Origin of the sequence: Pseudomonas hamedanensis (assembly GCF_014268595.2) — a bacterium.
GTDB classification, from domain to species: domain Bacteria; phylum Pseudomonadota; class Gammaproteobacteria; order Pseudomonadales; family Pseudomonadaceae; genus Aquipseudomonas; species Aquipseudomonas hamedanensis.
The window spans coordinates 5,826,576-5,841,072 of the sequence record NZ_CP077091.1; the positions used below are offsets into that span (position 1 = coordinate 5,826,576).

Consider the following 14,497-nt stretch of genomic DNA (forward strand, 5'->3'; position numbering starts at 1 on the left):
ACATTTTTCCTTACACCACCATCGACACCGCCAACGGCAGGAACACCGCCGTGGCCACGCCCATCAGACTCATCGCCAGCGCGGCAAAGGCGCCGCACTCATCGTTTTCCTGCATCGCCACCGCCGTGCCGACGGCGTGGGCGGTCATGCCCAGTGCCATGCCGCGCGCCTCGGGGCTGTGCACGCCGAGGCGCGTCAGCAGCGCCGGGCCGAAGATCGCGCCAATAACCCCGGTGATCAGCACGAACACTGCCGCCAGCGCCGCGACGCCGCCGATCTGCTCGGCCACCAGCATGGCAATCGGCGACGTCACCGATTTTGGCGCCATGGTCATCAAGATCATGTGATCGGCACCGAACCACCAGCCCAGCGCCACGCCCATGCCTGTCGCCACCACCCCGCCTATCACCAGCGTAGTAAAAATCGGCCAGAACAATTGGCGGATGCGTCGCAGATTCAAATACAGCGGCACTGCCAGCGCCACCGTGGCCGGGCCCAGCAAAATGCTGAGGATTTCGGTGCTCTTGCGGTACTCGGCGTAGGTCAGACCGCATCCGACCAGCACACCGATCACCAACAACATGGAGACCAGCACCGGTTGCAGAAAGATCCAGCGGGTTTTCTCGAATGCCGCCAGCACAAGCTGATAGGCACCCAGCGTGATGCCGATGCCGAACAACGGATGGTGAATGACCGAAGCCCAGGCACCTTGCCAGTCAAAGAGCATCAGGACTCCTCCGCCGGCGGCGCGTGACGCTTGATCAGACGCTGCATCAGCACGCCGGCAAAGGCCATCGACAGGATCAGCGAGACCACCAGTGCGCCGACAATCGCCCAAAAGTCTGCAGCAATTGCCCCGGCATACACCATGACACCCACCGCTGGCGGTACCAGCAGCAACGGCAGATAACGCAGCAGGCTACCCGCCGCCTGATTCAGCGGCTCGCCGACTTCACCGCGAATGATCAGAAACACCAGCAGCAACAGCAGACCGATGATCGGCCCCGGCAGTATCGGCAGCAGCAAGTGATTGAGCGCCGTGCCGAGCAACTGAAACAGCACCAGCATGGTCAGGCCACGTAACAACATCTGACATCTCCGTCTGACTTTCCAACCCGCAAATCGCCCGCATTATAAGCATGCCTGCGCTATGGACCGGCATTCGCCAAAAGCATGGTCGGTTGACCTGAGCAAATCGCCATGATGATCTACAGTGGTTCGCAGGCCGGTCAAATCCGCCCCTGAAAAACTATAAAACCGATGAACCCAAGGAGAGTCTCAATGCCCTATGTTCCCGTTGCAGAGCTCAAAGATTATGTCGGCAAGGAACTCGGACGTTCCGAATGGCTCACCATCGACCAGGAACGCATCAACCTGTTCGCCGAAGCCACCGGTGATTATCAGTTCATTCATGTCGACCCGGTCAAAGCCGCGCAAACCCCGTTTGGCAGCACCATTGCCCATGGTTTCCTGTCGCTGTCGCTGATGCCCAAATTGATGGAGGACATCCTCGTTCTGCCGGAAGGCGTGAAAATGGTCGTCAACTATGGCCTGGACAGCGTGCGTTTCATCCAGCCGGTCAAAGTCGATTCGAAAGTCCGATTGAAGGTCGACATGGTCGAAGTGACCGAGAAAAAACCCGGCCAGTGGTTGCTCAAGGCTACCGCAACACTGGAGATAGAGGGCTCGGACAAACCGGCCTATATCGCCGAGCCGTTGTCGCTCTGTTTCGTCTGATCGTTCCGTATGCGAAGCAGCACACGCTGTTTCGCGTCACGTCTCTATATATGCGACGCATAGCTGCGGCATACTCGGTCGCCTAATTGCCCGGATCCCGCTATGCGCTCACTCGCTCGTCTTGCACCCCTTGCCCTGACCCTGATGCTCACCGCTTGCGGCGACGGCGAATCGCTGTTGCCGCCAGATGCGCGCCTGCCGGACGGCGGACGCTATCGCGGTGAGCTGGTCAATGGCTTGCTGCAAGGCCAGGGCCGTGTCGACTATCCCAATGGCAGCTGGTACGCCGGGCAGTTCGACCAGGGCCAGTGGCACGGGCAAGGCGAATGGCATGGCAGCAACGGCGAGGTTTATCGCGGCCAGTTTCAGCTAGGTCTGTTCGACGGCCAGGGCAGCCTGACCACCAGCGCCAGCAGTTACACCGGCGGCTTCAAGCAGGGGCGGCGCGACGGCGAAGGCACGTTGAAAGAAAACGGCATGACCTATCGCGGCGAGTTCAAGGCGGATCAGTATTCCGGACTCGGTCGTCTGGAAATGGACGACGGCAGCTCCTATCAAGGCCAGTTCGCCCATGGCAAACCCAACGGCGAAGGCCAGCGCGGCGATGCCAGCGGCAATTCGTTCAGCGGCCATTTCGTCAACGGTCAGCTGGAAGGCAACGGCACCTATAACAGCGCCGACGGCGACATCTATGTCGGCGGTTTCAAGAACAATCAATTACACGGCAAGGGCCGCTACGAAAACGCCGATGGCGATGTCTGGATCGGCCAGTTCAAGGAAGGCGCATTGACCGGCAAGGGCGAACTGATCGGCGCCGACGGCAGCCATTACATCGGCAGCTTCGTTGACTGGCGCTTCAGCGGCCAGGGTCGCCTGAACCTGTCCGACGGCAGTTTTTACATCGGCGGCTTTGACAACGACAGCTATTCCGGACGCGGCACCCTGGTGCTGACCGATGGCAGCGTGCTCAGCGGCAGTTGGATCAACGGCCAGCGGGTGCGCGATGCCGACGGCAAGTTACTGCCCGATACTCTTGAACTCGGCCTGATCGCCCAAGGGCGCCTGCTCGATGACGCCCTGGCGGCGATTCCCGCTTCGACTCCAACGGTCGAGTTGTACACCCTGACTCTGGGCGGCGACGGCAAGCAAAGCGTGTTCCTGCGCGAATCAGATTACGTCGCCAACATGCTCAACACGCGTTTCGGCGCTTTCGGCCAGATTCGTCTGGTCAACCACCGCGACCATCTCGGCGACCGCCCCATGGCCACCCGCGAAAACCTGCGCCGCGCTGCGCTGACCCTCGCCGAACGCAGCGGTCCGGAAGACTTGTTGTTCATTTACCTGACCAGCCACGGCACCGCCGAACATGAACTGGTACTGGACCAGCCGCGAATGGAGCTGGCCGACCTGCCCGCCGACGAACTCGCGGCCGTGCTCGCACCGTTGAAAAACCGCGACAAGGTCATCGTCATTTCATCGTGCTATTCCGGCGGTTTCATCCCGGCGCTAAAAGACCAGCGCACCCTGATCATGACCGCCTCGCGCGCCGATCGGGTGTCCTTCGGCTGTTCGGAAGAGGCCAACTTCACTTATTTCGGCGACGCGCTGTTTGCCCAGGCGCTGAACCAGACCGATGATCTGGAGCAAGCCTTCAAACTGGCCAGGGCCACGGTCGCCGAGCGTGAACTGGCGGACGGTTTCGAAGCGTCGGAGCCGCAAATCTGGGCGCCGAAGACCGTGCTGTCGCATTGGCAGTTGCTGCGCAAACAGCAAGCGCGCAAAGCACTGCAAAGTGCGGCGTTGAACGACGCGCCGACAAAAGGCAACTAAGCTGAACAGTATCAAGGGAGAGACCTTATGTACTTGACGCCTCAGCATGTATTGCTTGCCGGAGCCACCGGATTGACCGGTGAACATCTACTCGACCGCTTGCTCAACGAGCCCACGATCACCCGCGTCCTCGCCCCTTCCCGTCGACCACTGGCCGAGCATCCGCATCTGGAAAACCCGGTCGGCGATCCGCAGGCTTTTCTGCCGCAGCTCGCCGGACGCGTCGATATCGCGTACTGCTGCCTCGGCACCACGATCAAGCAGGCCGGTTCCGAAGCTGCCTTTCGCGCAGTAGATCTGGACATGGTCGTGGCATTCGCCAAACGCGCGAGGGAGATGGGCGCGCGGCATCTGATCGTGATCAGTGCGATTGGCGCCGATCCGAAATCCTCGGTGTTTTACAACCGGGTCAAAGGTGAAATGGAACAGGCCTTGCGTGCGCAGGACTGGCCGCAACTGACCATTTGCCGGCCTTCGCTATTATTGGGCGAGCGTACGGAACCGCGTCTGGCCGAGCAATTGGCCGGGCCGTTGTCGAAACTGATTCCGGGCAAGTACCGCGGCATCGAAGCGTGCCAGTTGGCGCGGGCGATGTGGCGGTTGGCGCTGGAGGAGCAGGATGGGGTGCGGGTGATTGAGTCGGATGAGTTGCGCAAGTTAGGCAAATAACTCCGGGACTTTGTGGTGAGGGGATTTATCCCCGTTCGGCTGCGCAGCAGTCGTCGCTTTTAAAATTTGGGGGGCGCTTCGCACCCCAACGGGGATAAATCCCCTCGCCACAGAGGTTGTGCGCTCCCCTACAATCCGCCGGTCGCCTGGAAACCTACGCCAATCACGGTAAGCAACGACAACGGCAACAACAGCGTATCGAGCAACGCACTGGCCGGCAGGTCCACGCCCGGATAGCTCGGCGCCTCAGCACCAAACCGCTCCATCGCGCAGCAGCCGCCATTCAACGCGTACAAATCCAGCCGCGTCCCGGCGTACACCACCGGTGCGCCCGGTTTAGCCGCATCGAGCGTGCGCGCCGTGGCACAGCCAGTCAGCAGCGCCGCCAGAACAATCACCAGCAGCTTATTCATCGCTGCTCAGATGATGCTCGCCCCAGCGCGGCAGCATGTCCTGCGGGATGCCGAGCAGGTTAAGAATCCGCGCGACGACAAAATCGATCAGGTCGTCGATGGTCTGCGGCTGGTGATAGAAGCCCGGCGACGCCGGCAGAATCGTCACGCCCAGGTTCGACAGCTTGAGCATGTGCTCCAGATGAATGCTCGAATACGGCGCCTCGCGCGGCACCAGAATCAACTGGCGGCGCTCTTTCAACGTGACGTCCGCCGCGCGTTCGATCAGGTTGTTGCAGGCCCCCGTGGCAATCGCCGACAGCGTGCCGGTCGAACACGGCACCACCACCATCGCTGCCGGTGCACCGGAACCGGAAGCGACTGGCGACATCCAGTCTTCCTTGCCGTACACACGAATCTGCCCGGCGGCGGCGCCGGTGTATTCGGTCAGAAAGGCCTGCATCATTTGCGGCTTGGCCGGCAAGGAAACATCGGTCTCCGTGGCCATCACCAACTGCGCGGCCTTGGAGATCAGGAAATGCACCTCGCGATCCTCACGCACCAGGCAATCGAGCAGGCGCAGGCCGTACTGGGCGCCGGACGCGCCGGTCATCGCCAGCGTGATGCGCTCCGGGCCGCCGTGCTGCGAGAACGTGTTCATTGCAGCGCCTCGGCGAGCTTGCCGTGCAGGCCGCCGAAGCCGCCGTTGCTCATGATCACCACGTGGGTGCCGGGTTGTGCCTGGCTCTTCACGCGCTCGATGATGCCCTCCAGCGAATCGCTGACAATCGACGGCACGGTGCACAACGCCGCGGTCGCCGCCAGGTCCCAGCCCAGGTTGGCCGGGGCATACCAGATCACCTGATCGGCATCGGCCACGCTGTCCGGCAAGCCGTCACGGTGCGCGCCGAGCTTCATCGAGTTGGAGCGCGGTTCGATGATCGCGATCAGCGGCGCATCGCCAATACGTTTGCGCAGGCCGTCGAGGGTAGTGGCGATGGCGGTCGGGTGGTGGGCGAAGTCGTCGTAGATTGTTATGCCGCGCACTTCGGCGACTTTCTCCATACGCCGCTTGACGTTCTTGAACGCGCTCAATCCGGCGATGCCCATCGACGGCACCACGCCGACATGCCGCGCGGCGGCCAGAGCAGCCAAGGCGTTGGCGACGTTGTGCTGACCGGTCAACTCCCACTCGACGGTGCCTTGCGACACACCTTCGAACAGCACTTCGAACGCCGAGCCGTCTTCACTAAGCAATTTGACCTGCCACTGACCGCCAGCACCGGTGGTCTGCACCGGGGTCCAGCAGCCCATTTCGATCACGCGCTGCAAAGCCGGCTCAGTGGTCGGATGAATGACCAGTCCTTCGCTTGGAATAGTGCGCACCAAATGATGGAACTGCCGCTCGATCGCCGGCAAATCGGGGAAGATGTCCGCATGATCGAATTCAAGGTTATTGAGGATCGCAGTGCGCGGGCGGTAATGGACGAATTTCGAACGCTTGTCGAAGAAGGCACTGTCGTATTCGTCAGCTTCGATCACGAAGAACGGCGTGCCGCCCAGACGCGCCGACACCGAGAAATTCTGCGGTACACCACCGATCAGGAAACCCGGGCTCATGCCTGCGTGCTCCAGTACCCAGGCGAGCATGCTGCTGGTGGTGGTCTTGCCGTGGGTACCGGCGACTGCCAGCACCCAACGACCTTGCAGCACATGATCGGCCAGCCACTGTGGGCCGGAGACGTACGGCAGGCCCTTGTTCAGGACGTATTCGACCGCCGGGTTGCCACGGGACATAGCGTTGCCGATTACTACCAGATCCGGCGCCGGATCGAGCTGCGCCGGGTCATAACCCTGCGTCAGCTGAATGCCCTGGGCCTCGAGCTGCGTGCTCATTGGCGGATAGACGTTGGCGTCGGAGCCGGTCACGTGATGGCCCAGCTCTTTGGCCAGCACCGCCATCGAGCCCATGAAAGTCCCGCAGATACCCAGAATATGAATGTGCATAGTCGACCTCGTAAAACATGGCCGCAGGTTAGCGTAGGGAGGGGGAAATGGCACTCTTTAGCTTTGTCGGCCTGACCCTTGTGGCGAGGGAGCTTGCTCCCGCTCGACTGCGCAGCAGTCGTAAATTGAGCACATGCGGTTCATCTTTCTGAACCGGATGCACTGGTCTTGGGGCCGCTTCGCAGCCCAGCGGGAGCAAGCTCCCTCGCCACAGGATTGGTGGAAATCAGGCAGAGCGGGCGATGCCGTGTTTGCGCAGCTTTCTATACAGCGTATTTCGGCTCACGCCCAGTTGCTCAGCCGTGTGCGTCATGTGCCAGCGTGCCTGTTCCAGTGCATTGAGCAGCGCCAGCCTTTCGGCATCGTCCAGCGGCTGTGCGCAAGACTCCTGCGCCAAAACCGCCGGCCGCGCCTGCCGAATCATCACCGGCAAATCCTCAACCCCGACCCGCCCGCCATCACACAACGCTGCCAGCGTGCGCAGCACATTGCGCAACTGCCGCACATTGCCCGGCCAATTGAACGCCAGCAATGCCTGACGGGCCGGCTCGTCGATCAGGATGGTTTCGCCGCCCGCCTCTTCAGCCAACAGAAAATCCAGCAACTGCGCCTTGTCACTGCGCTCGCGCAATGCCGGCAACGCCACTTCCAGCCCGTTGAGCCGGTAATACAAATCCTCGCGGAAGCTGCCGTCCGCGACTCGCTCAAGCAGATTGCGGTGGGTAGCGCTGATGATCCGCACGTTGACCGCTTCCGGCTCGCCGCCAATCGGCACCACCTGCCGGTCCTCCAGCACGCGCAGCAAACGGGTCTGCAAGGCCAGCGGCATGTCACCGATTTCATCGAGGAACAAAGTGCCGCCGTCGGCCTGCTGCAACTTGCCGCGCATGCCATCCTTGCGCGCACCGGTGAAGCTGCCACCGCGATAACCAAACAGTTCGCTCTCGATCAGGCTTTCCGGGATGGCTGCGCAATTGAGGGCGACGAAGGCATGGGTCGAGCGCTGGCTGGCCTGGTGCACAGCCTTGGCGAACGCTTCCTTGCCAGAGCCGGTCTCGCCATTAATCAACAACGGCACGTCGCGCTCGAACACGCGCAGGGCCTTGCGGAAATCGGCCTGCAATGCCTCGTCGCCAAGGCAGATGCCGGACAGACGTGGCGCAGGCGTCGCGATCGGCGTGGCGAAAACCGGCGTCGGCTTGCGCGATTCGCCGCGCAACACGGCGAACAGATGGCGTCCGTCGAGGGTGCGCAGCGGCCAACTGGCGCTGGCATTGGCACTCGCTCGGCCAAGCAGGTCATCCAGCGAACAATCGAAAAACGCCTCGACGGGTTTTCCCAGCAAACCACCGCGAACATGCCCGAGCAGGTTCAACGCGCTCTGATTCGCTGCACTGATCCGCCCTTCGCCGTCAAACGCCAGCAGCCCTTCGCTGAACAAGCCGACGGACTCGGCCTGCAAATGAAAACGCAGCAACCATTGATTGTCGAAACAGCGCAGGAAGTAACAGCTTTCAATCATCTTTGCCGACAGATTGACCAGCGCCATAGTGTGGAACTGGCTCTGGCGCGAGACGTCCGGGCGCGCCGAGGACACGTCGAGTACCGCCATCAGTTCGCCATGCGGATCGAACACCGGGCTCGCCGAACAAGTCAGCCCGGTGTGACGGCCGCGAAAGTGCTCGTTTTGATGAATAGTCAGCGCCTGGCGCTCGACCAGGCAGGTGCCGATGCCGTTGGTGCCCTCGCAGGCCTCGCTCCAGTCGGCGCCGAGCCAAAGCCCGGCGCGCTCGAAAATCTTCCGTTCGGCCGGGGCGGTAACGCAGTTGAGGATCACCCCGCGGGCATCGGTCAGCAGCACCGCGTGGCCGGCGCCGGAGAGTTGTTGATGCAGACTGCTCATTTCCGTACCGGCGATCTGCAGGACTTGCTGCAAGCGCTCGCGACTTTCCAGCACCCGGCCGTGTTCGAGCACGGTCGGCGCCATGGTCACCGAAGGATCGAGGTGATAGTCCTCAAGACAGCGCAGCCACGAGCGGGCGATCGACGGATCGGCACCGGGGCCGTGCGGGTGCGGCTTGCCCTGGGTGACAGTGAGAACCTGACGGGCGTGGCGACTCAAATGGTTGTCGTGCATTTCTTATTGTTCTCCCCGAGGCGCTAGGGCCCAAAGCATGAGGTGAGGCCCAGCATCCTCCAGCCATCGGCTCATTGCAATGCTGGCAAGACCACTCAGTCACGGGCTGTGCCGAAAGCGGTACAAATTGTCACGCCCGCTGTACCGAAACCGTCACAGCGCCAATCCACTCGTCCGACAGAAACCCGCCAAGCCCTTGATTTGCCTGACCTGCACGGCAGTGGCCCGAGCCTTGCTCTACGCTTATAGCAAGCGCACTTGCGCGTTTCTCTAATAAGTACAAAGCCAAGGAGAACATCATCATGCGTTACGCCCACCCCGGTACTGAAGGCGCCAAAGTCTCGTTCAAGAGCAAGTACGGTAACTACATCGGCGGCGAGTTCGTCGCGCCGGTCAAAGGTCAGTACTTCACCAATACCTCGCCAGTGAATGGCCAGCCAATCGCCGAATTCCCCCGTTCCACTGCCGAAGACATCGACAAGGCCCTGGACGCCGCCCACGCTGCCGCCGATGCGTGGGGCGCAACCTCCGTGCAGGCGCGCTCGCTGATCCTGCTGAAAATCGCCGACCGCATCGAAGAAAACCTCGAACTGCTGGCGATCACCGAAACCTGGGACAACGGCAAAGCCATCCGCGAAACCCTCAACGCGGACATCCCGCTGGCAGCCGACCATTTCCGTTACTTCGCCGGTTGCCTGCGCGCTCAGGAAGGCAGCGCTGCGGAAATCGACGGCAACACCGTGGCCTATCACATCCATGAACCACTGGGCGTGGTCGGCCAGATCATCCCGTGGAACTTCCCGCTGCTGATGGCCGCGTGGAAACTCGCTCCGGCGCTGGCCGCCGGTAACTGCGTGGTACTCAAGCCCGCCGAGCAAACCCCGCTGGGCATCTGCGTGCTGATGGAACTGATCGGCGACCTGCTGCCGCCGGGCGTACTCAATGTCGTGCAAGGTTTCGGCAAAGAAGCCGGCGAAGCACTGGCGACCAGCAAGCGCATCGCCAAGATCGCCTTCACCGGCTCGACCCCGGTCGGCTCGCACATCATGAAATGCGCGGCGGAAAACATCATTCCATCTACCGTGGAACTGGGCGGCAAGTCGCCGAACATTTTCTTTGAAGACATCATGCAGGCCGAACCGAGCTTCATCGAAAAAGCCGCCGAAGGTCTGGTGCTGGCGTTCTTCAACCAGGGCGAAGTGTGCACCTGCCCTTCCCGCGCGCTGGTGCAGGAATCGATCTACGACGAATTCATGCAGGCGGTGATGAAGAAAGTCAGCCAGATCAAACGTGGCGACCCGCTGGACACCGAGACCATGGTCGGCGCCCAGGCGTCGGAGCAGCAATTCGACAAGATCCTGTCGTATCTGGAAATCGCCAAGGGCGAAGGCGCCGAGCTGCTGACTGGCGGCAAGGTGGAGAAACTCGAGGGCAGCCTGGCCACCGGTTACTACATCCAGCCAACCCTGCTCAAGGGCACCAACAAAATGCGCGTGTTCCAGGAAGAAATCTTCGGCCCGGTGGTGAGCATCACCACCTTCAAGGACGAAGCCGAAGCCCTGGCGATTGCCAACGACACCGAGTTCGGCCTCGGCGCCGGCCTGTGGACCCGCGACATCAACCGCGCCTACCGCATGGGCCGGGCGATCAAGGCCGGTCGCGTATGGACCAACTGCTACCACCTGTACCCGGCGCACGCCGCGTTCGGTGGTTACAAGAAGTCCGGCGTCGGGCGTGAGACGCACAAGATGATGCTCGACCATTACCAGCAGACCAAGAATCTGCTGGTGAGTTACGACATCAATCCGTTGGGGTTCTTCTAATCCTGCGATGCTGATCGTTCCCACGCTCTGCGTGGGAATGCAGCCCGGGACGCTCCGCGTCCCTTCAAAGCCGAACGCGGAGCGTCCGTTGATACATTCCCACGCAGAGCGTGGGAACGATCAGGTTCCTGGCTGTAGCCGGGCCAATAAAACAATAAAAATGGTGAACCCTATGCCAAGCGAATCCCCGGCTGGCGCTCCGGCGACCGGCTCCTCCGTCGACTTCGAAAAAGTCGGCACGGACTACTTCCAACAACGCGAACTGAAAAAAGGCGCCGCCGGCTGGGTCCTGCTGGTGGGCCTCGGTGTCGCCTATGTCATCTCCGGCGATTACGCCGGCTGGAACTTCGGCCTCGCCCAAGGTGGCTGGGGCGGTATGTTCCTCGCCACGTTGCTGATGGCGACCATGTACCTGTGCATGTGTTTTTCTCTGGCCGAACTGTCGTCGATGATCCCCACCGCCGGCGGCGGCTACGGTTTTGCCCGCAGCGCCTTCGGGCCTTGGGGCGGGTTTTTAACCGGCACCGCGATCCTCATCGAATACGCCATCGCCCCCGCTGCCATCGCCGTGTTCATCGGCGCCTACTGCGAGTCGTTGTTCGGCATCGGCGGCTGGATGATCTATCTGGCGTTCTACATCATCTTCATCGCGATCCATATTTTCGGGGTCGGCGAAGCGCTCAAGCTGATGTTCATCATTACCGCCGTCGCTGCGCTGGCGCTGGGGGTGTTTCTGGTGGCGATGGTGCCGCACTTTGATGTCGCCAACCTGCTCGACATCCCGGTGACCGCTGCTGCCGGCGCCAGCCCGTTCCTGCCGTTCGGCTATGTTGGCGTTTGGGCGGCGATTCCGTATGCGATCTGGTTTTTCCTCGCCGTCGAAGGCGTGCCGCTGGCCGCTGAAGAAACCAAGAACCCCAAGCGCGACCTGCCGCGCGGCCTGATCGGCGCCATGCTGGTGCTGCTGATGTTCGCCCTGCTGATTCTCATCGTTGGCCCCGGCGGCGCAGGTGCCAATTCGTTGCTGACCTCCGGCAACCCGCTGGTCGAAGCTCTGAGCAAAGCCTACGGGGGCTCGACCTGGATGGGCAGCTTCGTCAACCTGGTCGGCCTGGCCGGACTGATCGCCAGTTTCTTCTCGATCATCTACGCCTATTCACGGCAGATCTTTGCGCTGTCGCGCGCCGGCTACCTGCCACGCAAACTGTCCGAGACCAACAAAAGCAAAGCGCCGGTGCTGGCGCTGGTGATCCCGGGCATTATCGGTTTCGGTCTGTCGCTGACCGGTCAGGGCGACCTGCTGATTCTGGTGGCGGTGTTCGGCGCGACCATTTCCTACGTGCTGATGATGGCCGCGCACATCACCCTGCGCATCCGTCGCCCCAAAATGGACCGGCCGTACCGCACGCCGGGCGGCATTTTCACCTCGGGTGTGGCGCTGGTATTGGCGTGCATCGCCGTGGTGGCGGGCTTCCTCGTCGATCCACGGGTGGTGATCGGCGCGGCGATCATCTATGGAGTGTTAATTGCTTACTTTGCTTTCTACAGTCGGCATCACTTGGTAGCGGGCACGCCGGAAGAAGAATTCGCGGCGATTCAGAAAGCTGAACAAGCCTTGCACTGATTGTCGAAAACCACGGCGCAGACGCGTTCTGCGCCGTCACGGAGAACGCTGAATGGCCAGTTTTGCTCACACGGTCGGCGCGCAGACTTACCGCTTCGACAGCTTGAAAGACGTCATGGCCAAGGCCAGCCCGGCCCGCTCGGGGGATTTTCTGGCCGAGGTCGCCGCGCTCAATGACGGCGAACGGGTGGCCGCGCAAATGGCGCTGGCGGACATCCCGCTCACGCACTTCCTGCAGGAAGCGCTGATTCCTTACGAAGCCGATGAAGTCACCCGGCTGATCATCGACACCCACGACAAGCAGGCCTTCGCCGTGGTCAGCCATCTCACCGTTGGCGGCTTTCGCGACTGGCTGCTCAGCGATGCGGCGGATGAAACCAGTCTGCGCGCCCTCGCCCCCGGCCTGACCCCGGAAATGGTCGCCGCCGTGTCGAAGATCATGCGCGTGCAGGATCTGGTGCTGATGGCGCAAAAGATCCGTGTGGTCACGAAATTTCGCGGCACCCTCGGTCTGCGCGGGCGCCTGTCGACCCGTCTGCAACCCAACCACCCAACCGACGAACCGTCCGGCATTGCCGCGAGCATTCTCGACGGTCTGCTCTACGGCAACGGCGATGCGATGATCGGCATCAACCCGGCCACCGACAGCATCGCCTCGATCTGCGCGATGCTGGAGATGCTCGACGCGATCATCCAGCGCTACGACATTCCAACCCAGGCCTGCGTGCTGACCCACGTCACCACCTCGATCGAGGCGATCAACCGTGGGGTGCCGCTGGATCTGGTGTTCCAGTCGATTGCCGGCACCGAAGCGGCCAACGCCAGTTTCGGCATCAACCTCAACGTCTTGCAGGAAGGCTACGACGCCGGCCTCAGCCTGAAGCGCGGCACCCTCGGGCAGAACCTGATGTATTTCGAAACCGGCCAGGGCAGTGCGCTGTCAGCCAACGCCCACCACGGCGTCGATCAACAGACCTGCGAGACAAGAGCCTACGCCGTGGCGCGCCATTTCAAGCCGTTCCTGGTGAACACCGTCGTAGGATTTATCGGCCCGGAATACCTCTATAACGGCAAGCAGATCATCCGTGCCGGCCTCGAAGATCACTTTTGCGGAAAGCTGCTCGGCGTGCCGATGGGTTGCGACATCTGCTACACCAACCACGCCGAAGCCGATCAGGACGACATGGACACTCTGCTGACGCTGCTCGGCGTCGCGGGGATCAATTTCATCATGGGCATCCCCGGCTCCGACGACATCATGCTCAATTACCAGACCACCTCGTTCCACGACGCCCTCTATGCGCGCCAGACCCTGGGCTTGAAACCGGCGCCGGAGTTCGAGCAATGGCTGGCGAACATGGGCATCTTCACCCAGGCGGACGGCAAGGTTCGCTTTGGCAATAACCTGCCGCCGGCCTTCCGTCAGGCCTTGGCGCACTTGGGATGAGTCATATGGAAAAACCACCGGTCGATCCGCAAAACCCGTGGCTGGAACTGCGCCGCCTGACCCCGGCACGCATTGCCCTGGGCCGCACCGGCACCAGCCTGCCGACACGGGCGCAACTGGACTTTCAGTTTGCCCACGCGCAGGCGCGGGACGCCGTGCATCTGGCCTTTGATCACGCCGAAATCAGCGCACAACTCGCTGAGCGCGGGCGTGACAGTCTGCTGCTGCACAGCGCCGCACTGGATCGCAACAGTTACCTGCAACGACCGGATCTGGGGCGCAAGCTGAGCGATGAATCAGCGCAGGCCTTGCGCGACTATGCCACGGCGCACCCGGGCGGCGTCGATCTGGTGATTGTCGTCGCCGACGGCCTGTCAGCGCTGGCGGTGCATCGCCACACCTTGCCGTTTCTGACGCGCCTGGAGGAACAGATGGGCGCCGATGGCTGGTCCGTCGCGCCGGTGGTGCTGGTCGAACAGGGCCGTGTTGCCGTGGGCGATGAAATCGGCCAGTTGCTCGGCGCGAAAATGGTCGTGATGCTGATCGGCGAGCGCCCGGGCCTCAGTTCGCCGGACAGCCTCGGGCTGTATTTCACCTACGCGCCGAAAGTCGGGCTGACCGATGCCTATCGCAACTGCATTTCCAACGTCAGGCTTGAGGGCTTGAGCTACGGCATGGCTGCGCATCGCTTGCTGTACCTGATGCGCGAAGCCTGCAGGCGGCAGTTGTCAGGGGTCAATCTGAAGGACGAAGCACAGGTCCAGACTCTGGAGGCCGACGAGGGCGTCAACATGCGAAGAAATTTCCTACTGGATCCACCTACAACCTGAA

13 protein-coding genes are annotated in these 14,497 nt (G+C 61.9%); 7 read left to right on the plus strand and 6 right to left on the minus strand.

Features of this window, described 5'->3' with window-relative positions:
- Positions 1-10: 10 nt before the first annotated feature.
- Positions 11-727: an LrgB family protein gene (locus HU739_RS25570; protein ID WP_016773013.1), complete on the minus strand. Its 717-nt coding sequence runs from the start codon at positions 725-727 to the stop codon at positions 11-13.
- Positions 727-1,089 (minus strand): CidA/LrgA family protein, encoded by a 363-nt coding sequence (locus tag HU739_RS25575; protein WP_186546781.1) that lies wholly within the window; start codon positions 1,087-1,089, stop codon positions 727-729. Before HU739_RS25575 ends, HU739_RS25570 begins: the two co-directional genes overlap by 1 nt.
- Before the next feature lie 192 nt (positions 1,090-1,281).
- Between HU739_RS25575 and HU739_RS25580 the strand changes: the two genes are divergently transcribed.
- The 3 genes from HU739_RS25580 to HU739_RS25590 all read left to right on the plus strand — a co-directional run bounded on the left by HU739_RS25580 (position 1,282) and on the right by HU739_RS25590 (position 4,236).
- The gene (locus HU739_RS25580) at positions 1,282-1,737 is read left to right on the plus strand and encodes a MaoC family dehydratase (RefSeq protein WP_186546780.1); all 456 of its coding nucleotides are present in this window, start codon (positions 1,282-1,284) and stop codon (positions 1,735-1,737) included.
- 102 nt (positions 1,738-1,839) lie between these two features.
- Complete coding sequence (locus HU739_RS25585; protein WP_186546779.1) at positions 1,840-3,567, plus strand: C13 family peptidase; 1,728 nt, start codon at positions 1,840-1,842, stop codon at positions 3,565-3,567.
- Positions 3,568-3,594: 27 nt separating this feature from the next.
- Positions 3,595-4,236, plus strand: a complete 642-nt coding sequence (locus tag HU739_RS25590; RefSeq protein ID WP_186546778.1) for an oxidoreductase — start codon at positions 3,595-3,597, stop codon at positions 4,234-4,236.
- A gap of 128 nt (positions 4,237-4,364) precedes the next feature.
- On the opposite strand, the gene HU739_RS25595 is transcribed toward HU739_RS25590, so the two are convergent.
- The 4 genes from HU739_RS25595 to HU739_RS25610 all read right to left on the minus strand — a co-directional run bounded on the left by HU739_RS25595 (position 4,365) and on the right by HU739_RS25610 (position 8,772).
- Positions 4,365-4,649, minus strand: coding sequence for a YceK/YidQ family lipoprotein (locus tag HU739_RS25595; RefSeq protein ID WP_186546777.1), 285 nt, complete (start codon positions 4,647-4,649; stop codon positions 4,365-4,367).
- Positions 4,642-5,289, minus strand: coding sequence for a flavin prenyltransferase UbiX (gene ubiX, locus HU739_RS25600; RefSeq protein ID WP_186546776.1), 648 nt, complete (start codon positions 5,287-5,289; stop codon positions 4,642-4,644). The genes HU739_RS25595 and ubiX overlap by 8 nt, the downstream gene beginning before the upstream one ends.
- The gene (gene mpl, locus HU739_RS25605; protein ID WP_186546775.1) at positions 5,286-6,635 is read right to left on the minus strand and encodes a UDP-N-acetylmuramate:L-alanyl-gamma-D-glutamyl-meso-diaminopimelate ligase; all 1,350 of its coding nucleotides are present in this window, start codon (positions 6,633-6,635) and stop codon (positions 5,286-5,288) included. Before mpl ends, ubiX begins: the two co-directional genes overlap by 4 nt.
- A 226-nt stretch (positions 6,636-6,861) precedes the next feature.
- Complete coding sequence (locus HU739_RS25610; protein ID WP_186546774.1) at positions 6,862-8,772, minus strand: sigma-54-dependent Fis family transcriptional regulator; 1,911 nt, start codon at positions 8,770-8,772, stop codon at positions 6,862-6,864.
- Between the two features lie 302 nt (positions 8,773-9,074).
- Here HU739_RS25610 and exaC point away from each other — a divergent pair, with 302 nt between their 5' ends.
- The 4 genes from exaC to eutC all read left to right on the plus strand — a co-directional run bounded on the left by exaC (position 9,075) and on the right by eutC (position 14,496).
- Positions 9,075-10,595 (plus strand): acetaldehyde dehydrogenase ExaC, encoded by a 1,521-nt coding sequence (gene exaC, locus HU739_RS25615; protein ID WP_186546773.1) that lies wholly within the window; start codon positions 9,075-9,077, stop codon positions 10,593-10,595.
- Between the two features lie 172 nt (positions 10,596-10,767).
- On the plus strand, positions 10,768-12,219 hold the full coding sequence (gene eat / locus HU739_RS25620) for an ethanolamine permease (RefSeq protein WP_186546772.1): 1,452 nt from the start codon (positions 10,768-10,770) through the stop codon (positions 12,217-12,219).
- A gap of 52 nt (positions 12,220-12,271) precedes the next feature.
- Positions 12,272-13,666 (plus strand): ethanolamine ammonia-lyase subunit EutB, encoded by a 1,395-nt coding sequence (locus HU739_RS25625; protein ID WP_186546771.1) that lies wholly within the window; start codon positions 12,272-12,274, stop codon positions 13,664-13,666.
- Positions 13,663-14,496 carry an ethanolamine ammonia-lyase subunit EutC gene (gene eutC / locus HU739_RS25630; protein WP_407681937.1) on the plus strand — a complete coding sequence of 278 codons (834 nt, stop codon included), beginning with the start codon at positions 13,663-13,665 and terminating at the stop codon, positions 14,494-14,496. The genes HU739_RS25625 and eutC overlap by 4 nt, the downstream gene beginning before the upstream one ends.
- The last annotated feature ends 1 nt before the right edge of the window (position 14,497 follow it).